This window comes from Bradyrhizobium sp. UFLA05-109, assembly GCF_054185165.1.
Genome location: NZ_JBBIAR010000012.1, coordinates 149,659 through 167,532, shown reverse-complemented (window position 1 = coordinate 167,532; position 17,874 = coordinate 149,659). Strand labels below are relative to the sequence as shown.

Annotated in this window: 15 protein-coding genes; 8 read left to right on the top strand and 7 right to left on the bottom strand. The window is 64.0% G+C overall.

Annotated elements, in window-relative coordinates:
- Positions 1-277: 277 nt before the first annotated feature.
- Complete coding sequence (locus Q3C01_RS11550; protein WP_458145442.1) at positions 278-2,476, bottom strand: lytic transglycosylase domain-containing protein; 2,199 nt, start codon at positions 2,474-2,476, stop codon at positions 278-280.
- Positions 2,477-2,826: 350 nt separating this feature from the next.
- On the opposite strand from Q3C01_RS11550, the gene Q3C01_RS11545 reads away from it, so the two are divergent.
- The 4 genes from Q3C01_RS11545 to Q3C01_RS11530 all read left to right on the top strand — a co-directional run bounded on the left by Q3C01_RS11545 (position 2,827) and on the right by Q3C01_RS11530 (position 5,579).
- The gene (locus Q3C01_RS11545) at positions 2,827-4,563 is read left to right on the top strand and encodes an adenylate/guanylate cyclase domain-containing protein (protein WP_458145441.1); all 1,737 of its coding nucleotides are present in this window, start codon (positions 2,827-2,829) and stop codon (positions 4,561-4,563) included.
- Positions 4,564-4,654: 91 nt separating this feature from the next.
- A complete protein-coding gene (locus tag Q3C01_RS11540; RefSeq protein WP_458145440.1) occupies positions 4,655-4,846 on the top strand; it encodes a hypothetical protein in 192 nt (63 codons plus the stop codon).
- A 195-nt stretch (positions 4,847-5,041) separates the two neighbouring features.
- A complete protein-coding gene (locus Q3C01_RS11535) occupies positions 5,042-5,218 on the top strand; it encodes a hypothetical protein (protein WP_458145439.1) in 177 nt (58 codons plus the stop codon).
- Between the two features lie 148 nt (positions 5,219-5,366).
- Positions 5,367-5,579, top strand: a complete 213-nt coding sequence (locus Q3C01_RS11530) for a hypothetical protein (protein WP_458145438.1) — start codon at positions 5,367-5,369, stop codon at positions 5,577-5,579.
- 37 nt (positions 5,580-5,616) lie between these two features.
- Here Q3C01_RS11530 and Q3C01_RS11525 read toward each other — a convergent pair whose 3' ends face one another.
- Positions 5,617-6,813, bottom strand: a complete 1,197-nt coding sequence (locus tag Q3C01_RS11525; protein ID WP_458145437.1) for a DUF418 domain-containing protein — start codon at positions 6,811-6,813, stop codon at positions 5,617-5,619.
- Positions 6,814-7,256: 443 nt separating this feature from the next.
- Here Q3C01_RS11525 and ilvD point away from each other — a divergent pair, with 443 nt between their 5' ends.
- Both ilvD and Q3C01_RS11515 read left to right on the top strand, forming a co-directional pair.
- Positions 7,257-8,981, top strand: a complete 1,725-nt coding sequence (ilvD, locus tag Q3C01_RS11520; protein ID WP_458145436.1) for a dihydroxy-acid dehydratase — start codon at positions 7,257-7,259, stop codon at positions 8,979-8,981.
- A complete protein-coding gene (locus tag Q3C01_RS11515; protein WP_458145435.1) occupies positions 8,968-9,795 on the top strand; it encodes a tetratricopeptide repeat protein in 828 nt (275 codons plus the stop codon). The genes ilvD and Q3C01_RS11515 overlap by 14 nt, the downstream gene beginning before the upstream one ends.
- A 63-nt stretch (positions 9,796-9,858) precedes the next feature.
- Here the strand turns inward: Q3C01_RS11515 and xth are convergent, their stop codons facing one another.
- The gene (gene xth, locus Q3C01_RS11510; RefSeq protein ID WP_458145434.1) at positions 9,859-10,656 is read right to left on the bottom strand and encodes an exodeoxyribonuclease III; all 798 of its coding nucleotides are present in this window, start codon (positions 10,654-10,656) and stop codon (positions 9,859-9,861) included.
- A gap of 146 nt (positions 10,657-10,802) precedes the next feature.
- On the opposite strand from xth, the gene Q3C01_RS11505 reads away from it, so the two are divergent.
- Positions 10,803-13,109, top strand: a complete 2,307-nt coding sequence (locus tag Q3C01_RS11505; RefSeq protein ID WP_458145433.1) for an ATP-binding protein — start codon at positions 10,803-10,805, stop codon at positions 13,107-13,109.
- On the opposite strand, the gene Q3C01_RS11500 is transcribed toward Q3C01_RS11505, so the two are convergent.
- Positions 13,106-14,038 (bottom strand): LysR substrate-binding domain-containing protein, encoded by a 933-nt coding sequence (locus tag Q3C01_RS11500; RefSeq protein ID WP_458145432.1) that lies wholly within the window; start codon positions 14,036-14,038, stop codon positions 13,106-13,108. The genes Q3C01_RS11505 and Q3C01_RS11500 overlap by 4 nt on opposite strands.
- Positions 14,039-14,131: 93 nt before the next feature.
- Between Q3C01_RS11500 and Q3C01_RS11495 the strand changes: the two genes are divergently transcribed.
- Positions 14,132-15,577, top strand: coding sequence for an MFS transporter (locus Q3C01_RS11495; RefSeq protein WP_458145431.1), 1,446 nt, complete (start codon positions 14,132-14,134; stop codon positions 15,575-15,577).
- A gap of 106 nt (positions 15,578-15,683) precedes the next feature.
- Here Q3C01_RS11495 and Q3C01_RS11490 read toward each other — a convergent pair whose 3' ends face one another.
- The 3 genes from Q3C01_RS11490 to Q3C01_RS11480 form a co-directional block, all read right to left on the bottom strand.
- Positions 15,684-16,586 (bottom strand): hypothetical protein, encoded by a 903-nt coding sequence (locus Q3C01_RS11490; protein WP_458145430.1) that lies wholly within the window; start codon positions 16,584-16,586, stop codon positions 15,684-15,686.
- 91 nt (positions 16,587-16,677) lie between these two features.
- Positions 16,678-17,328: a hypothetical protein gene (locus Q3C01_RS11485; RefSeq protein ID WP_458145429.1), complete on the bottom strand. Its 651-nt coding sequence runs from the start codon at positions 17,326-17,328 to the stop codon at positions 16,678-16,680.
- Positions 17,328-17,531, bottom strand: a complete 204-nt coding sequence (locus Q3C01_RS11480; RefSeq protein ID WP_458145428.1) for a hypothetical protein — start codon at positions 17,529-17,531, stop codon at positions 17,328-17,330. Before Q3C01_RS11480 ends, Q3C01_RS11485 begins: the two co-directional genes overlap by 1 nt.
- Positions 17,532-17,874 lie beyond the last annotated feature (343 nt).

Sequence of the window (17,874 nt, the reverse complement as noted above, 5' to 3'; positions counted from 1 at the left end):
TGTGGACCTTCTCGCGAGCATTGACCGACGCATGTTTGGGCGCTCACGACCTGATGGCGACGGAAGGAGGTGAAACCGAGCCACGCAATTGAAGCGACGCAATTGAGTCCACGCGAGTGAGCCCGCGTGGGGGCCGCAGTCACCAGACCTGAGAGGCGCCTCGTCCAGCCCCGGAGGCGTCGACCAGCGAGGGTGGGTTAGCAGATGGCGTAACCAACCACGCACCCTCCACATCGTGGTGGGTCGCGCTTCGCTAATCCACCCACGGCTCCGAGCGTCAATCCGCGCCCATGAAGCTCGCCGGCGTCGCCGCTGCGGGCCGCGCGCGAACCTCCTGCGTCACCACGCGCCCGTCGGACTTCGCCGCGACCGCGCGCGCATCCTCGAACCGTGCGCGGTAGACCAGCACGTTCTCCATCACGCGCTGGACATAGTTACGCGTCTCCGATAGCGGAATGCGCTCGACCCAGTCGACCGGATCGATCTTCGGGTCCCGGGGATCGCCGTGCGCCTGCACCCAGTCCCTGACCCGGCCACGACCGGCATTGTAGCCCGCGAACGTCATGATCTGGTTGCCGCGGTATTCCGATAGCAGCGCGCTGAGTTCGGCCGCACCCATCTGGGTGTTGTAGACGGGATCGGAGACCATGCGGTCCCAGTCGTAGGTGACGCCGAACCGCTTTGCAGTGTCGCGCCCGGCCTCCGGTGTGACCTGCATCAGCCCGACCGCGTTGGCAGACGACTTGTCGCGCTGGTCGAACGCGCTCTCTGTCCGGGCCACCGAATAGATCACGCTCGTCTCGATCTCGGGTGCGACCTGCTTGTGGGGGGGAATGCCGATGGTCGGGAAGGCGTAGTGGTCGAGCGCGAGCCCGTGGGCGAGCGCCAGCTTGCCGATCTCCAGCATCGCGTGAGCGTCGTTGCGCCGGCCCGTGAGCTCACCGAGCGCTTCGAGCGCGGCAACGTCGGTGCTCTCTCCGGCAAAATCGGCGATGAAGGAGAACGCGACGTCGCGCTCGCCGACCTCGTAGAGCATGTCCGCTGCGCGCACGCGCTCGTCTGACGGTTGCGCCGCGTCGGAGGCGAGCACGGGCGAGGGCGCTCGCAGCTCGATGCGCTCAAGGCCGAGTCTTGCGCGTGCGAGCTGGCCGTAATAGGCGGTCGAATAGCGGGCAGCGGCCTGGTAGCTCCGAAGCGCGTCGGCGGTTGCTCCCAAGGCTTCCGCCGCACGGCCGCGCCAGTAGTGTCCCCGCGACAGGGCGATCGGATTGACCGAGCCCTCGTCAATAGCGGCAAAATGCATCAGCGCCGTCTTGGCATCGCCGAGATAGCGCAGGGCAATCCAGCCGCACATGAAGTGATAGTCGACGCGGTAGACCTCCATCGCCGGCACGGCGGCCGTGCGCACCACGTCGTAGGCCGTCCGGAACTTGCCCTGGTCGAGCAGTTTGCGCGCCAAGAGCCGGCGCTCGCGCCACCAGGCGTCGGTGTCCTGGAGCGCCATGGTGTCGGGAGAGGCTGCCAGGATGACTTGCGCCGCATCGTCGATGTGGTCCTTCAGCAGGTGCCATTGCGCGCGGCACAGCGTGTAGCCGAGATCGCGGCGCGCATCCGCCGGCACGTCCTCCAGATAGTCCTTGGCCTTGTTCTCCTTGCCGCTGACTGCGGCGCAGGCCTTCACGATCGCAAGCTCGTCGCTGCCGAGACGCTTGGCGGCGCGTCGTGCCGCGCCGTACTCCCTGGCGCCGAGACGCTTGTCCATGCGGGCGCGATGGTCGTCCGCGGTCAAGAGTTCGCCGAACGTTTCGTAAGCGTCGCTCTCGGTGCGCTCGGACAGTTCCTCCGTGCGCCATGCGCCACGCACGAGCCTTGCGGCAGCGTCGCGATCACCCTGGGCCAGCAGCACGCGCGCGAGCGCGAACTTTCCCTTGGCGCCCTGCGGCTGGTCCGCGGTGAACTTGTGCACGGTGGCCGCATCGCTCTTCTCCTGCCAGAGCCGCGCCTCGGCGCGGCGGCGGAACGAGGCGATGCTCGGCCAGTCGGGATTGGCGGCAATGAACGCGACGTAACGATTGAAGTCGGCGGTCGTCTCGGAGTGCCGCAGGATGAACCACTCGGCGAGCTTTTGCCCGGCGGGATCGGCGATCCGGTTCCTGGCCGCGGTGGCGTCATCGGTCTTGGCCTTGCGCGCCAGATCGATCGCGTCCTTCAGCGCAGCGAGGTCGCCGGTCAGCGGCGGCCTCGAGGGCTTCTCCGACGGTTCCTCGTCCTGCTTCTTCGATTTCCCTTTCGCCTCGGCGTGCTTGCCGCGGCGTTGCTTGCCGGCCGCAGCGCTGCGCTGCTTTCCGGCCTTCGCGTCATGCGTTTTCTTCTGACCGGATTGCTTGTGATGGCCTTTCGCCGCCGCCTCTGTCGAGACGAGCGCGAGTGCAGCCATGGTGATGAAACACGCAAGCAAGCGTAGGCACTGGTTCATTCCATGGTCCCCCTGCGAAACCATCAGCACAAACCAAGATCCGCGACGTGCGCGGGCTTGAGCGACTCAAACGATAGCACGGCCTCGTTTGATCGCCGTTACGCTCCGGCAACATTGCGGCAAAAATGCCGCTGAAATCGAACCCGAGAGCTTTTGCAACTCACGCTCCGAACGACACCGGGCGCTCCGCGAAATCGTAAACGCTCGTTAATCTTTGATGAGGCCACGCTGGCGGCGGCCGCGAAAAACTCTGCGAAGCAGCATTTCAGACCAAATTGCGCGTGTTTCAGGTAACGGTTCCGGTGTATGGAGGTCCCAAGGTTCCTCAATCCCATCTTGCTCAAGCTCGCATGCCGATTTTCAATCAATCGATCAGGCGCAAGATCGTCGGGATCGCCCTCGGGCTGATCGTGCTCATGCTGGTCACCTCGATCCTGTCGATGGTGATGTCGAGTCGAGTCGGTCACCTGCTGGACGAGCTGACCAACCGGTATATTCCAGCCTATGGCGGTCTGGCGCGTGCCAATGTCCGTTCGCTGGAGCGGGCGCTGGCGCTGCGGCGCATGGTGATCGCCAAGATGCAGACGCCGCCTGACGAGGAGGGATTTGCGGCCCGCCTTCGCGACTATCGGCAGTTGGACGCGCTGGTCGTCCAGGAAGCCGACGCCGCGCGAAAATTGATCAACGCGATCATCGAGGACGAGAGCACGCCATCCGACAATGCAGCGCTCGGCCGCATCGACGCCAGGATCGAGAATGCGCTTTCGGAGCTGCGCCGCGAGCTCACAGAGGCCGACACCAGGCTGCTGAAGCAGATCGACGCCAAGGATTTCGCCGCGGCGCGTGATACGATGACCCAAGTCGATACGCTGCGCGATGTGTTCAACCAGCGGATCGACACGATCCGCGCCGACATGCTGGGGCAGGTGTTCGCGAGCACAAGAACAGTGATCCGCCACCAGACGCAGACGATCGTCGTCTCGGCTGTGGTGACCGTGCTTGCGGCGATCGTCGGGCTTGCCTTTTCGCTGCTGGTCTCGAGCGGCATCACGCGTCCGGTGCGACTGTTGCTCGCCGGCACGCGCGAGGTCGAGGCGGGCCGCTTCGACCATACGATCAGCGTGTCGACGCAGGACGAGATCGGCGAGCTCGCCGCCGCCTTCAACCGCATGATAGAGCAGCTCCGCCGCAACGAGCGCATCCGCGAGACCTTTGGCCGCTACATCGATCCGAAGGTGGTGCAGGGGCTGATCGACCGGCCCGAGGTCGCGGTCGACGGCCAGCGGCGGGTGATGACCATCATGTTCTGCGACATGAGCGGCTTCACCTCGATGAGCGAGGGCATGACGCCGCGCGGTCTCGTCAAGGTCATGAATCACTATTTCACGGTCATGTCGGAACCCATTCGGGCCAACCGTGGCGTCATCGACAAATATATCGGCGACGCCATCATGTCCTATTGGGGCCCGCCCTTCATCGAGGAGGCCGAGCAGGCCCAGCTCGCCTGCCATGCTGCGCTCGACATGGCCGACCAGGTGCCGGCGCTTCAGAAGCAGCTCCCCGATCTCCTCGGCATCCGCGCTATGCCCGCTCCGTGCGACCTCAGGATCGGAATCGCGACCGGCGAGGTTCTGACCGGCAGCATCGGCTCGGAGCTGATGATGAGCTTTACAGTGATGGGCGATGCGGTGAACCTCGCCTCGCGGTTGGAAGCGGCCAACAAGTTTTATGGCACCCGCATCCTGATCTCGCAGGCGACCGCCGCGGCGCTCGGCGCAAGCCTCGAGCTGCGCGAGATCGACCGCCTCGCGGTTGTCGGCCAGAGCGTGCCGCAGCCCGTGTTCGAGGTGATGGGCAGGGCCGGCGCACTCCCACGGGAGCAGACCGGCCTGCGGGCGCACTATGCCGAAGGGCTTGCGGCGTACCGAGCTGGCCGCTGGGACGAGGCCCGGAACGCCTTCAACGCGGCGCTGGAGAGCGTTCCCGGCGATGGCCCGTCGCGCACGCTGCTGGCTCGCGTCGAGCTGCTCCAGGCCGATCCACCCGCCGCCGATTGGGATGGTGCCTGGCGGATGGAGCATAAATGATCCAAACGCGTTGCTCCGAATGCTTTGAGCCGGTCCAAGTTCCGCCTCAAGGTGTGCTATGAATGCACCCGTGATTTTACGGGGGTGATCCATGAAGAAGGACGATGTGATTTGTCCGCATTGCAAGGCGGGCTTTCGGCGGCTTGAGCTGGCGACGGAGCAGCCCACGACCGGCGAGTACCGCTGCCCGGCCTGCGACGAGGTCGTGGAGAAGTTCGACGGTCTTGCATTCGTGGCCTACCGTTTGACGGTCCAGCCCTCGACGAAGGGCATTCGCGCGTAAGGCCGCTCCCGTTGGACGGCAACCGGGTCACGCCGACGCGGTGCATCATCATCCGCAAGATGCCGAATACCCGATGCGCCGTCGGCGAGGTCGCATCGGACAAAAATTGATTCAGTCAGATAACGATGTTGGCCGTGACCTATTTCGCGGGCTTACGCTCGTGGCGCCTCGAAGGCGTTAAATGGGGACACGCCGATGACGGAACTTCAGGACAGACTGGAGCGGTTTGAGACGCTCACCGCCGAGTGCGAGCTGATCGCCAAGCTGGCGACCGACAGTGCAAAGCGTGAGTTCTACCTCAAGCTCGCGGAGCATTATTACGAGCTGGCGGCCGAGGCGCGGCGAGCGATTGCACCCAAAGCTGCCGCGTGACGCCGGCCGAAAGCCGTTCTTAACTCTTGGCGCGCATCCTCTTCGGATGTGAGAAGCTGTTCGCGTGCCGCGATTCCTCACAGGTGGGAATGCTGGAGGCTGTTGACGTGCAGCGGCTCCAGGAAACTGTTCCTTTGCAGGTCATCCCATGCGGGCTGTTGTAGTCATCTTGCTTTCACTCATGACGGCGGCCTGCGAGCCTGAGCAGGAAATCACCGGTTCGACTGCCGTTTGCCCGATGCGCAACTACGGCTCCTACAATGCCCGGGACATGAGTCAGTGCGTCGCTGCCTGCAAGTCCTGCGATCGCGGCACGACGGTGACCTGCACCACTTCCTGCACGCTGAAGGGCGCACATTGAGGGACGCTGCTCGCGCCTGATCCGGCGAGACCTCTCTTCATCGGAGATCGGCGGCCCATGACGACGATTTTCGACGATCCCCTTTGTTCCGGAACGCCGGCGCCTGGCCATACATCAGCGCCCGCCACAGCCATTCGATTGGTCCATAGGCAAAATGCGTGAGCCAAAGCCGGCTTACCACCACCTGCGCGGCGTAGATCGTCACGACGAGCAGCAGGCCGGCCACCGAGCCGAGCCCCCCGAATAGTCCGAGGCCATAACCATAGAAGATGAAGCCGAGCACGACCGACTGGACGATGTAGTTGGTGAAGGCCATGCGTCCGACTGGCTCGGCGAAGCGGAGCAGCCTTGCGCCGGCTGACGTCTGTTCGGCGGCGATCACCAGGGCGGCGTATCCCGACGCCAGGACGATCTGGCTCGCCAAAACCGCAGGCGGGTGCGTGAGCCGTGCCAACAGCAGGCCGCCCGCGGCAGCCGCGAAGCCCGCGATCGCCAGCAGGTTTCGGCATCGTCCGGTCGCCTCAGTGAACAGCCCGCCTCTCCAGCAGAGAATGCCCACCAGGAAGAGGCCGATCGTGCGCGGAAACACGTAGAGATGCAGCGGCAGAAAGGCCGGAAGCTCCTGCACGCGCAGCGCCAGCACCTCCGCAAAGCTTCCATTGGCGTAAGTCTGGTTCGCTGTCTTCACGAGCGCCACCAGCGTTGCCCGATCGGGGAAGGCGATGAGGGACGGCAGCACCGGTTGCAGCACATAGAAAATCAGCATGATCGCCGCCGCGATCGCGATCATCCAGCGCGGCGCCCATAGAAAGGGCAGCACGACAAGTCCGGCCAGCGCGTATTCGGTGAGGATGTCGCCGTTCCAGATCAGGACCAGGTGGACCACGCCGAACAGCAGCAGAACGAGCAGCCGCCGGACGAGAAGGCGCGTCCGTCGCGGCGAGGTATCCAGCCGGTCGAACTGGATGGCGAGGCCCACGCCGAACAGGAATGAGAACAGTGCGAACGCCTTCATGTCCACGAACAGGGCGAGCGCCGCGTCGACGGCGCCGTCCAGCGTCGGGTCCGGGTTCGACGGGAAAAGTTGCCGGAAGATTGAGACGCGAAACTCGGTCTCGAGGTTGATCAACAGAACGCCGAACAGGGCCAGCCCGCGCAACGCGTCGATCGCGCCGACCCGATGCGAGGGATCGGTCGGCGCACTCGCGATTGTGAGGTCGGTTGCGGATTTCACGGCGGCGTCGGTAAGGGCAAGCCGCGATGGGCGAAGCGCACCGCGAGAACAAGCAGGCTCGTCCTGTCTGGATCATCCGTCATGCGGTGCGACTCGGCCAGAGGAATATTCGTGGTAAGGCCTGAGCCTGGGTGCATGCAGAACGCCTCAACATCTGAGATCGTGGCCAGGTGGAGTCGAGGACGGTATCAAGGTAGCCTTGATCGTGTCCCGTGAGCCACGATTGTGCTGTCTTCGCAACACTCGCCTCGGATTTAACCGACATTGCAGCCCGTTCCCATTCGCGCCGCTTTTTGGCCACACCCCTCCATGAATAAAATCTACATAAATCTTTCAGGGGCTGCGGCGCTCGCAACAGCGAAGGAAAAAATCCCAGGGTTCATTCAAATCTTGGGTGTCGTTTTCCGGGTCTGAAAAGAGTTAACCGAGGAAACTGGATCGCGATGGACGCCAAGACGAACATCAAGCAGAGACTGCCGAGCCGCCACGTGACGGAAGGTCCTGCGCGCGCGCCCCATCGTTCGTATTTCTACGCCATGGGTCTGACCACCGACCAGATCCACCAGCCGTTCGTTGGCGTCGCCTCCTGCTGGAACGAAGCCGCTCCCTGCAACATCGCCTTGATGCGCCAGGCGCAGGCGGTGAAGAAGGGCGTGGCGTCGGCCGGCGGCACACCGCGTGAATTCTGCACCATCACCGTCACCGACGGCATCGCCATGGGCCATGACGGCATGCGCTCCTCGCTGCCGTCGCGCGAATGCATCGCCGACTCCGTCGAGCTGACCGTTCGCGGCCACGCCTATGACGCCCTCGTCGGCCTTGCGGGCTGCGACAAGTCGCTGCCGGGCATGATGATGGCGATGATCCGTCTCAACGTACCTTCGATCTTCATCTATGGCGGCTCGATCCTGCCCGGCAACTTCCGCGGGCAGCAGGTTACCGTCCAGGACATGTTCGAGGCCGTCGGCAAGCACTCGGTCGGCGCCATGTCCGACGAGGATCTCGACGAGATCGAGCGCGTGGCGTGCCCCTCGGCGGGCGCCTGCGGCGCGCAGTTCACCGCCAACACCATGGCGACGGTCTCGGAAGCCATCGGGCTTGCGCTGCCGTACTCAGCCGGCGCTCCTGCGCCCTATGAAATCCGCGACGCCTTTTGCATGACCGCGGGCGAGAAGGTGATGGACCTGATCGCTGACAACATCCGGCCGCGCGACATCGTCACGCTGAAATCCCTGGAGAATGCCGCCGCCGTGGTCGCAGCCTCCGGCGGCTCGACCAATGCTGCGCTGCACCTACCGGCGATCGCGCATGAGGCCGGCATTAAGTTTGACTTATTCGACGTTGCCGAAATCTTCAAAAAGACACCATATGTCGCGGATTTGAAGCCCGGCGGCCGTTATGTCGCCAAAGACATGTTTGAAGTTGGTGGCATCCCGCTTCTGATGAAGACGCTGCTCGACAACGGCTTCCTGCACGGTGATTGCCTAACCGTGACGGGCCGCACGATCGCCGAAAATCTCAAGAGCGTGAAATGGAATCCGCACCAGGACGTGGTGCACCCGGCGGACAAGCCGATCACCGTCACGGGCGGAGTGGTTGGTCTGAAGGGCAATTTGGCGCCAGAAGGTGCGATCGTGAAAGTCGCGGGAATGTCCAACCTCAGGTTTACCGGTCCGGCGCGCTGCTTCGACCGGGAGGAGGACGCTTTCGACGCGGTCCAGAAGCGCACCTACAAAGAAGGCGAAGTCATCGTGATCCGCTACGAGGGCCCGAAGGGCGGGCCCGGCATGCGGGAAATGCTCCAGACCACCGCAGCGCTGACCGGCCAGGGCATGGGCGGCAAGATTGCGCTCATCACCGACGGCCGGTTCTCGGGCGCCACCCGCGGCTTCTGCATCGGCCATGTCGGGCCGGAGGCGGCGATCGGCGGCCCGATCGGGCTGCTCGAGGACGGCGACATCATCGAGATCGACGCGGTCGCCGGCACTCTTAACGTAAAATTGAGCGACGATGAGCTGGCTCAACGCAAGACCAAATGGCGTTCCCGCGCGACTAACCATACGTCGGGTGCGCTCTGGAAATATGCTCAGCAAGTAGGACCAGCGATCGGTGGGGCAGTGACCCATCCGGGCGGCGCGCACGAGAAACAGTGCTATGCGGACATCTAGGCGTACCATAGTTGCGTTTGTGTTGGGGGCTTCCGCGCTGGCCGCGCCGGCGCTCGCCTTCGACGGTGCGCCGGTCAATCCGCAGGATGCGGCCATTCCGGTGGTCTCACCGGCGCCCGGTAGCGCCGCAGCACTCCGCAAGGCCGTCCCGCCGGGGACAACCAATCCCGATGCGTCCTTCACCGCGCTGCAATATGCTGCCGAGGGTGGCCACCCCATCGCGCAGTGGAAGCTTGGGCGGATGTACGCCAATGGCGAGGGCGTCGCCCAGGACGATTTGCGCGCGTTCGACTATTTCAGCCGGCTCGTGAACGCGCATGCGACCGACAGTCCGTCGCTGCCGCAGGCGCCGATGGTGGCGAACGCCTTCGTTGCGCTCGGCCGCTATTACCTCAACGGCATCCCCAACTCGAAGGTGAAGCCGGATCAGGAGCGGGCGCGCGAGCTGTTCTCTTATGCGGCAGCCTATTTCGGCAACGCCGATGCGCAGTACGACCTCGCCCGGCTCTATCTGAAGTCGCCAGACGCTTCGCGCGATGCCTTCACGCAGGGCGCGCGCTGGCTGGGCCTTGCCGCGCAGAAGGGGCAGCATGAGGCACAGGCGCTGCTCGGGCAGATGTTGTTCAACGGCGATCGCCTGCCGCGGCAGGCCGCGCGCGGTCTGATGTGGCTGACGCTGGCGCGTGACAGCGCGGGTCCGGACGAGACCTGGATCAAGGAAAGCTACAACCGCGCCATCGCAAAAGCCTCCGATGACGACCGCGCGATGTGCCTGCAAATGCTCGAGCAGTGGGTGCAGGGCCGCCGCGATTGATCGCAGCGTAGGCTGCGTAGGGTGGGTTAGCTGAAGGCGTAACCCACCATTTCAGGAGGCAGTCTAGGCTGCCTCGAAATCCAAATCCGCCCACACCGGCACGTGGTCCGACGGCTTCTCCCAGCCGCGGACATAGCTGTCGATCCCAACATTGGCGAGCTTGTCGCTCGCCTGCGGCGACATCAGGAGATGGTCGATCCGCAAGCCTTGGTTCTTCTGCCAGGCGCCGGCCTGATAATCCCAGAAGGTGTACAGCCCGGGCTCGTCGGTCACCGCGCGCAGCGCATCGGTGAGCCCAAGGCCGAGCAGGGATTGAAAACTCTCCCGTGTCTCGGTCTTGAAGAGGGCGTCTTCGGTCCAGGCGGCGGGATTGTGGACGTCGCGGGCGGCGGGGATCACGTTGAAGTCGCCGGCGAGGATCAACGGCTCCTCGGCCTTGAGACGCTCCTGCGAATACTCGAAAAGCCGCGACATCCACTTGAGTTTATAGGGGTATTTCTCGGTCCCGACCGGATTGCCATTAGGCAGATAGAGGCAGGCGATCCGCAGGACGCCCTGCTTCAGCGTCACCACGCCCTCGAGAAAGCGGGCGTGCGCGTCCTCATCATCGCCGGCAAGCCCCGACTTGGTCTCGTCGAACTTGAGTTTCGACAGCAGCGCCACGCCGTTGAACGTCTTTTGCCCGTGGGTGACGACGTTGTAGCCGAGCGCCTCGATTTCCAGCCGCGGGAATGCATCGTCGACGCATTTGATTTCCTGGAGGCAGACGATGTCGGGCGAGCACTCCTTCAGCCAGGTCATCAGATGCTCGATCCGCTGCCGGACCGAGTTCACGTTCCAGGTGGCAATGCGGATTGTCATGAGAGGGTACTCCAGGCTGGGGCATCGTTAGAACAAACTGCAAACGCAGCCGTCAAGGACGGCTGGCCGGGAAGCACAAAATCTCCCAAGAAATTAACCCGGTTTAAGCGGAAGCTCTGCCATTCATGCCGAAAAGGTCCTGATGGATGGGATGGCCCGGCAATTCCCCAGACACCAATGAGCCGCGCAACGGCCTGATGGGCGCGTTCCTCTACTGGCTCGGCGGTTTCGAGATCGAGGACGGCCTGACGGCCGATCTCAGCGAGCGCGAGATGGGCCGGATCCGGGCCAAGCAGGTCGATGCGGTCACGCAACTGATCCCGGTGACCATGGCCGTGAAGATGCTCACGGTCGCGATCGTGCTGATCCTTTTCTGGGGCAGGGGCTGGAACGAATTCCTCGTCGTCTGGGGAGTGACGATCACGGCCGTTGCCGAGCTGGCGTTGCGCGCCTGGCAGCGCTCCCGCGTTCATCCGCCGCAGGAGGCCTCACCGCGGGCCACACGGCAGATCATGCGTCAGGCGTTTTTCCTCGCGGCGATCTGGGGCATGCTGCCGCTCGCGCTGTTCAGCCATGTCGGGCCGACCAGCCAGCTGATCCTGGCCTGCCTGATGGTCGGCATGATCTCGGGCGGCGCCTTCACGCTCTCGACCTTCCCGCGCGCGGGCCTCGTTTATCTCGCCACCATTACGCTCGCCTGCGTCGGTGCGCTGCTGTTGTGCGGCAGCGGGCCGTATCTGGTGACTGCGGTGTTCCTGCTGCTGTTCGCGTTCTTCATGGCGCGCAACATCGTCTCGCAGGGCAATCTGTTCCTCGGCAATCTCAAGGCGCATCTCGCGCTCGAGCGGCAGACCGAGATCATCTCGCTCTTGCTGAAGGAGTTTCAGGAGAACGCCAGCGACTGGCTGTGGCAGACTGATGCGGAAGGGCATCTCGTGCACGTGCCCGAGCGCTTCGCGGCGGTCGCGCAGATGCCGCTGCCGCTGCTGCAGGGCGCGCATTTCGCCGACGTGCTCGACATGCTCTGTCCAGAGGACATGAGCACCGCCTACAACATCATCGGCCTGATGGAGCAGAGCGAGCCGCTGCACGAGATGAGCATCAAGGTCGTCGCCGGCGGCGAGGCACGGCTGTGGTCGCTGACGGCAAAGCCGTCACACGACCGCGACGGCCAGTTCCTCGGCTATCGCGGTTTCGGCCGCGATGTCACCGAGCGCTGGCGCGCGGAAAAGGCCGAAGCCGAAAACCGGGCGAAATCGAACTTCCTCGCCGTGATGAGCCACGAGATCCGCACGCCCATGAACGGTGTGCTCGGGCTTGCGAGCATGCTGCTCGAGACTTCGCTCGATCCGGAGCAGCGCGAGGCCGTGACCACGATCCGCGAGTCCGGCGACAATCTCCAGCGCATCCTCAACGACATCCTCGACCTCTCCAAGTTGGAGGCCGGTCGTTTCGAGTTCGAGGCGATCGACTTCTCGCCGAAGGCGCTGGTCGAGACGGTTGCCACCGTCGTCCGCGCCAGTGCCAAGGCCAAGGGCCTCACCGTGAAGGTCGCGCTCGATCCGAACCTGCCGCCGGCGCTGCGCGGCGACGTCGCCCGGATCAGGCAGGTGCTGCTCAATCTCGCCTCCAACGCGGTGAAGTTTACCGATTGCGGTGAGGTGACGATATCAGCCACCTGCCAGGCTCGGCGGGATCTGCTCGCAACGGTCGAATGGACCGTGACCGACAGCGGTATCGGCATTGCTTCCGAGAAGGTCGGTCAGCTTTTCGCCGATTTCACACAGGCCGACGCTTCGATCAGCCGACGCTTCGGCGGCACCGGACTGGGCCTGGCGATCTCCCGGCGCATCATCGAGCAGATGGGCGGCACGATCGGCGTCACCTCAGTGCCGGGCGAGGGCTCGACCTTCCGCTTCGCGCTGGTGCTGCCGTGGAGCCAGGCGCTGGTGTCCGACCAAGAGGCTGATCGCAACGAAGCCGATGAGCTCAAAGCTCGCATCGCGGCGCTCGATCGGCCGCTCAAGGTGCTGGTGGCGGAGGATGACGCCGTCAACCGCATGGTCGTGAGCAAGATGCTCGGCGAATTCGACGTCGACCTGCGCGTCGTGACTGATGGCGTCGAGGCGGTCGAGGCCGCCGCGGACGGCGGCTATGATGTCGTGCTGATGGACGTGCGCATGCCCGAGATGGACGGCCTTGCCGCGACGAGGGCTATCCGCGCGCCGGGTGGTGTCTTCGCGGCGCTGCCGATCATCGCCCTGACCGCCAACGCGTTCCCCGAGGACGTCAAGATCTGCCGGGAGGCAGGGATGTCTGACTTCTTGGCAAAGCCGCTGCGCAAGCCTGCGCTCGTCGCGGCGCTGCTGCGGGCACTGGATCAGATGGCTGCGAATGACGCGCCGCTGCAGCCAGACGAACCGGCCGAAACGACGATCGAAGCCGACGCCTAAGATGAGCCGTTTGACATGCCATTGTTTGTCTCTTCGGCGGCCTGCGCGAGCCAGCTAACCAGAACTTGGGTGTTGCGGTCTCCAACGAGATCCGGGCTCCAACGTGCAATGTGGACCTTGGTCGAGAGCACGTAGGGAGCGGTTGCAAGCGCAGGGACAAGACGTCCGTCGCCGATCGCATCGGCAACGAGGAGGGAGCGTCCGATGGCGACGCCGGCACCCTCCACGGCGGCCGTCAGGCAAAGGCCCATGTCTCCCAGGACAAGGTCGCGCGGCTCGGGGCGCTTGAGCCCAAGTTTCCGGAACCAGTAGGCCCAGCTCCATTCACCCGATGGGGTATGGCCTTTCTGGATCAAGGGGAGGTCGAGCAACGCCGCTGGATCAGACAGCGGCCTACCGCGCGGAAGTATCGACGAAGCGCAGACTGGGAAGACACGCTCGCGAAAAAGCGGGGCTTGCAATGACGTCGCGCGAGACTCTGCCAGAGTGGTCCACAAAATCCGCACGTCCAGCGGCGGCTCGCCTGCAGCGGTGGCCTCCACAGGTACAAAGTCAATCTCGATCTCGGGGTGGCGTGCGCGAAAGCTTCTTAGCCGGCGAACCAGCCACCATGCGGCCAACGAAGAGCCGGCGCCCACGCGCAGCGTCTGTCGGTCCGGTCGACGCCGCAAGCTCGGCTCAAGGCTCGCTATCCCGTCTAGAAGAGGTGCCAGTTCGCCCTGCAATCTTGCGCCGTCGTCGCTCAGTTCGACCCCGGGATTAAGTCGTTTCAAAAGTTGCACGCCGAGGAAGTCTTCAAGACGGCGTACCCGATGACTGACTGCACTCTGTGTCACACCCAGTTCGTCGGCCGCGCGCGTAAACGAGCGGTGGCGGGCGACCGCGTCGAACGCAACGAGCGGGCCGAAAGGGGGCAGGCGTCGGGTCATCAGGGCTGGTTCTCCAAGAGCATGATATAGATTCATGCCCTTTTGAGGAACGATCATTCGCGTTTGCCGAGAGTTGTGAGGCATGACAGCCGCATGCCAAACGCGTCTTCGACAAAACGGACACAAGCGTCTCAGCCCCCAGTGGATAGGACGGCGGAACAGACGACCGCCGCTTCGGAGCCCACTGGTGGCGCCTTATCAACGCTGATCGCCGCGTGTGTGAGCGGCTTCCTGTTTCAATTCGATCTCACCGCGCTGTCGGCGGCGTTGCCAGATATTGCATCCAGTCTTTCCGCGCCGGTTGCGGACCAGGCCTGGGTTATCGACGTCTATAGTCTGGCGTTGATCTTCGCGCTTCCGCTGGCGGGCGCGGTCGCCGATCGGTACGGACGACGGCGCGTGTTCATGACTGGCGCCGTTCTCTTCGCCTTGGCTTCGGTACTGTGTGCGACCGCGACGACTCTCTCCAGTCTATTGGCTTGGCGGGTACTGCAAGGGATTTCTGGCGCTGCGCTTACGGCCTCTGCGTCGGCACTCCTCGCGGCCGCTTATCCCGGTCCTCGCCGGGCCTGGGCGTTCGGCATGTCGGGGACAGTCATCGGCGCGTCGATGGTGGCCGGGCCGCCGCTTGGCGCGCTCATTGCGGCCGTGTTGGGATGGTCGTGGGTGTTTTGGATCAACATACCAATTTGCGTCGCGTTGGTGCTATTGACTGGTCGAACCGCAAGCGACGAAGCCCTTTCAGCGACGTCTGCTCCACTGGACTGGGTTGGGCCAGCGACACTTGCGCTGTGCGTCGGGTCGCTCGCGTCCCTCATGCTCGCTGGTCATGGACCTGCAGGATCGGGCGTCATCCCAACGCCTGCCGCGTTTGGAGGCTGCATCATCGCCTTGGCGCTTTTCATCCGCGTCGAGCGGCAGCACGTTGCGCCCGCGTTTGACTTTGCGCTGTTTGGCTCGTCGCGATTTGTCGCGATGTGCCTTGTCCCCATTGCAGGCTCGATCGGATTCTGGGCCCTTCTCGTCCACTTGCCGCAAATGGCGAGAGGGCCCATGGCGCTAAGCCCCGCTGCTACGGGCTTTCTGCTGACCGCCTTGACAGTGCCCATGTTCCTGCTGCCATCCGTTGGGGCGAAGCTGGCCGGAAAGCTGCCGGCGCGCTGTTACTTCGCTGGTGGGCTCGGGATCGTGGGCGGAGCGGATCTACTGCTCGCGCTCGCGGCCCGCGACCTCGGCGCGCCACTGGCCATTTGGGCCGTAGTCGGCGCGCTGCTCATCGGTGGTAGCGGTTGCGCAGTGTTCAACGCGCAGATAACGGCTGCGGCCGTCTCGGCTGTGCCGCCTGATCGTGCGGCGACAGCATCGGCGATCTGCGTGACGATGCGACAGATCGGCTTCGCATTCGGGATCGCCTTGATCGGCGCCCTGCTGCAGCGCGATGATCCGTACGCCTACACAACGGCGTTCGCCGTGGTCGCCGCGTGTACACTCGGTCTCGCCGCCTTCGCATTCGCTCTGCTTGGTCGCTCCGAGAGATGAATACCGCTCGCGATATGAAAGGCGCGAGCTGGCGTGCATCGGTCGCAGCGCCGTACGCGGCGGCCTGCGATTTTTCGCTACGCCTCGCGCGAACATGCCAGCGCCGTCACAGTTTTCCATAGACTCGCGCAGCGACCGCCCTCAGGCGCTCGACCGAGCCGGACTCCGGATGCGGCTTGACCGGCGCGAACAGGATCGAAGCCTGCCTGCCGTTCTTCCAGACATAGATGTTGACGGCGTTGCCGTTGCCCTTGGTGCAGGAATGTTCGCCGAACGCTTCACTGCCGAGCTCCGGTATCGCCACGTGTTGGCACGGGGCTGTGCGTTTCATCATGCTGATGACGGTGTCGCGCGAGATCGCGACCACCGCGACGACCATGGTGTTGCCCTCGCGATCGAACATCATGCAGCTGCCAGCGCCGGTCCGCTGGACCATCAGCGTACTCTTGTCGAGAAAGCCGTCGGCATCCGCGGCCGTGAGCCATTCGCAATCGCCGAACCGCTCGCTGGTCTTGCCTACATTGCCGATGGCAACGCGAGCGACTGCGGTGAGCGGTCCGAGCATCGTGTCGTCGGCGCGCCGGCCGATCGGATAGACGCTGATCTGCAGAATGTAATCGCCGGACAAGGCGACGACCGAGGCCTCCTGGCGCTGCGCGCCGGCGGCGCTCGTTCCGCCCTGGCCTTCGTCGCCGATCCCGGACACGGCGTTAAGCGGCATGCGCTCGCCAAGCGTCTTGACGAAGGTCGCGTATAATTCCCTGGCGCGTTCATTGTCGGGATTGCGGAACACGGTCAGCATCATCGTGTCGCCACGTCCGCCCTGGTAGATGCAGCCGCGGCCGTCCTGATTTGAAATCAACGACCATTTGAGCGCCGGCATCGCGCCGGCGAGCTCCTGGGCGCTGATGAACGGGCAGGTTTCGGCAGCGTGCACGGGAAGCACCGGGACGGCTGCTAATGCAAGGAATAGAACGAGGCAAGCGAACAGACGATCGATAATGCGCATTGGATACAAGCTCTATTCCTTCCACGCGCCCGAGGCCGAAGCGGACGACTACAATAATTCAATCGCAACTAAGAGGCGGAATCTGATCCTACTACCGGTGGAGATCTGGATTGTGAACATGAGGCTGACTGCCGTAGTGCCGGTACCATTCAACGACGCGGTCTGCGAGCTCGTCGTAGGGCCCGTCTTCGACAACAGGGTGCTCCGGATCGGAGAGTTGATCGAGGATGCCTTTGGTGACTGCCAAGATGTCAGCCGGATAAACGCCGGCGTCGAGGAGATGTAATTTTAGGTAGCCGAGAAGAATTTCAAAACCGGCGTCCCAATTGATATTGCCGTTGTCGCGGCCCTCGCGGCGTAGTTTTTCGACCGCGCGAAGCAGTTCGCCTTCAACCGTGTCAGCTTGGCCCTCGGACGGCACCTTGGTCTTCCAAATGACCTTTGCCTCGTCAACGTAACGCATGCCTTGAACCTCCGTTTCGATCCCGCGAGCTGCTGCCGGAGTAAGTCGCCAGTTGTCGCCGATCGGGCCCCGCCGGCAGCCGTCTGCATTGCAGTGGCGCGTTGTCGGAGCAGGGCTAATGCTGTTGGCGACATGGCCGCTGATGTAGACGCCGGTCCAATCGTAGACTGAAGCGACCGCCGCCGACTGCGGCGCTCTCGGCAGGTCTGCGCCTATCGCGCCACCAGCGTAAGGGCCGACAAGCAAGATTGCGGCAGAAAGCTTGCGCAGCAGCGCCATCACCGTTCGCGCACCCACGGATCGGATGGGAGATTGCAGTTCTCGAGCACCATGCGGTCCTTCGTAGAGAAGTCGACGCGGCAACGGCGCCACTCGTCCATGCCGTTACGATAGATGTAGGCGATCGACATATGTGGCCGCCGCCAGCGATAGCGTGCCTCTCCATCCCGGCCGTCGCAGCCGCCGCCGGGCCGGCAGGCCATCTCGACTGTCCTCACTAACCCGTTTCGGTTGAAGCACCAGGTTCGCGTTACGTCCCCGCGCGGCGGTTGCCCGTAGGGCAGAGGCGAGGTCTGGCTCCAGCAGCCCGAGATGGAAGGCCGCCCGGCCGCGCTCGCCGGGACGGCGACAAACGACGCGCTCAGCGCCAATGCAACGATCAGATAAGATGATCCGGGCCGCTGTTTGAATGGAGACGGGTAAACATGACTTCATCTGTGTCATGAAGCGACCTTGTGGTTCAAGCCGTTGGCGAGCGCGAGCGGCGGAGCTGCGCCGTGCGAGGAAGCGGGCCCCGATCTGAACAGGCAACCCAAGGCGTTGCGT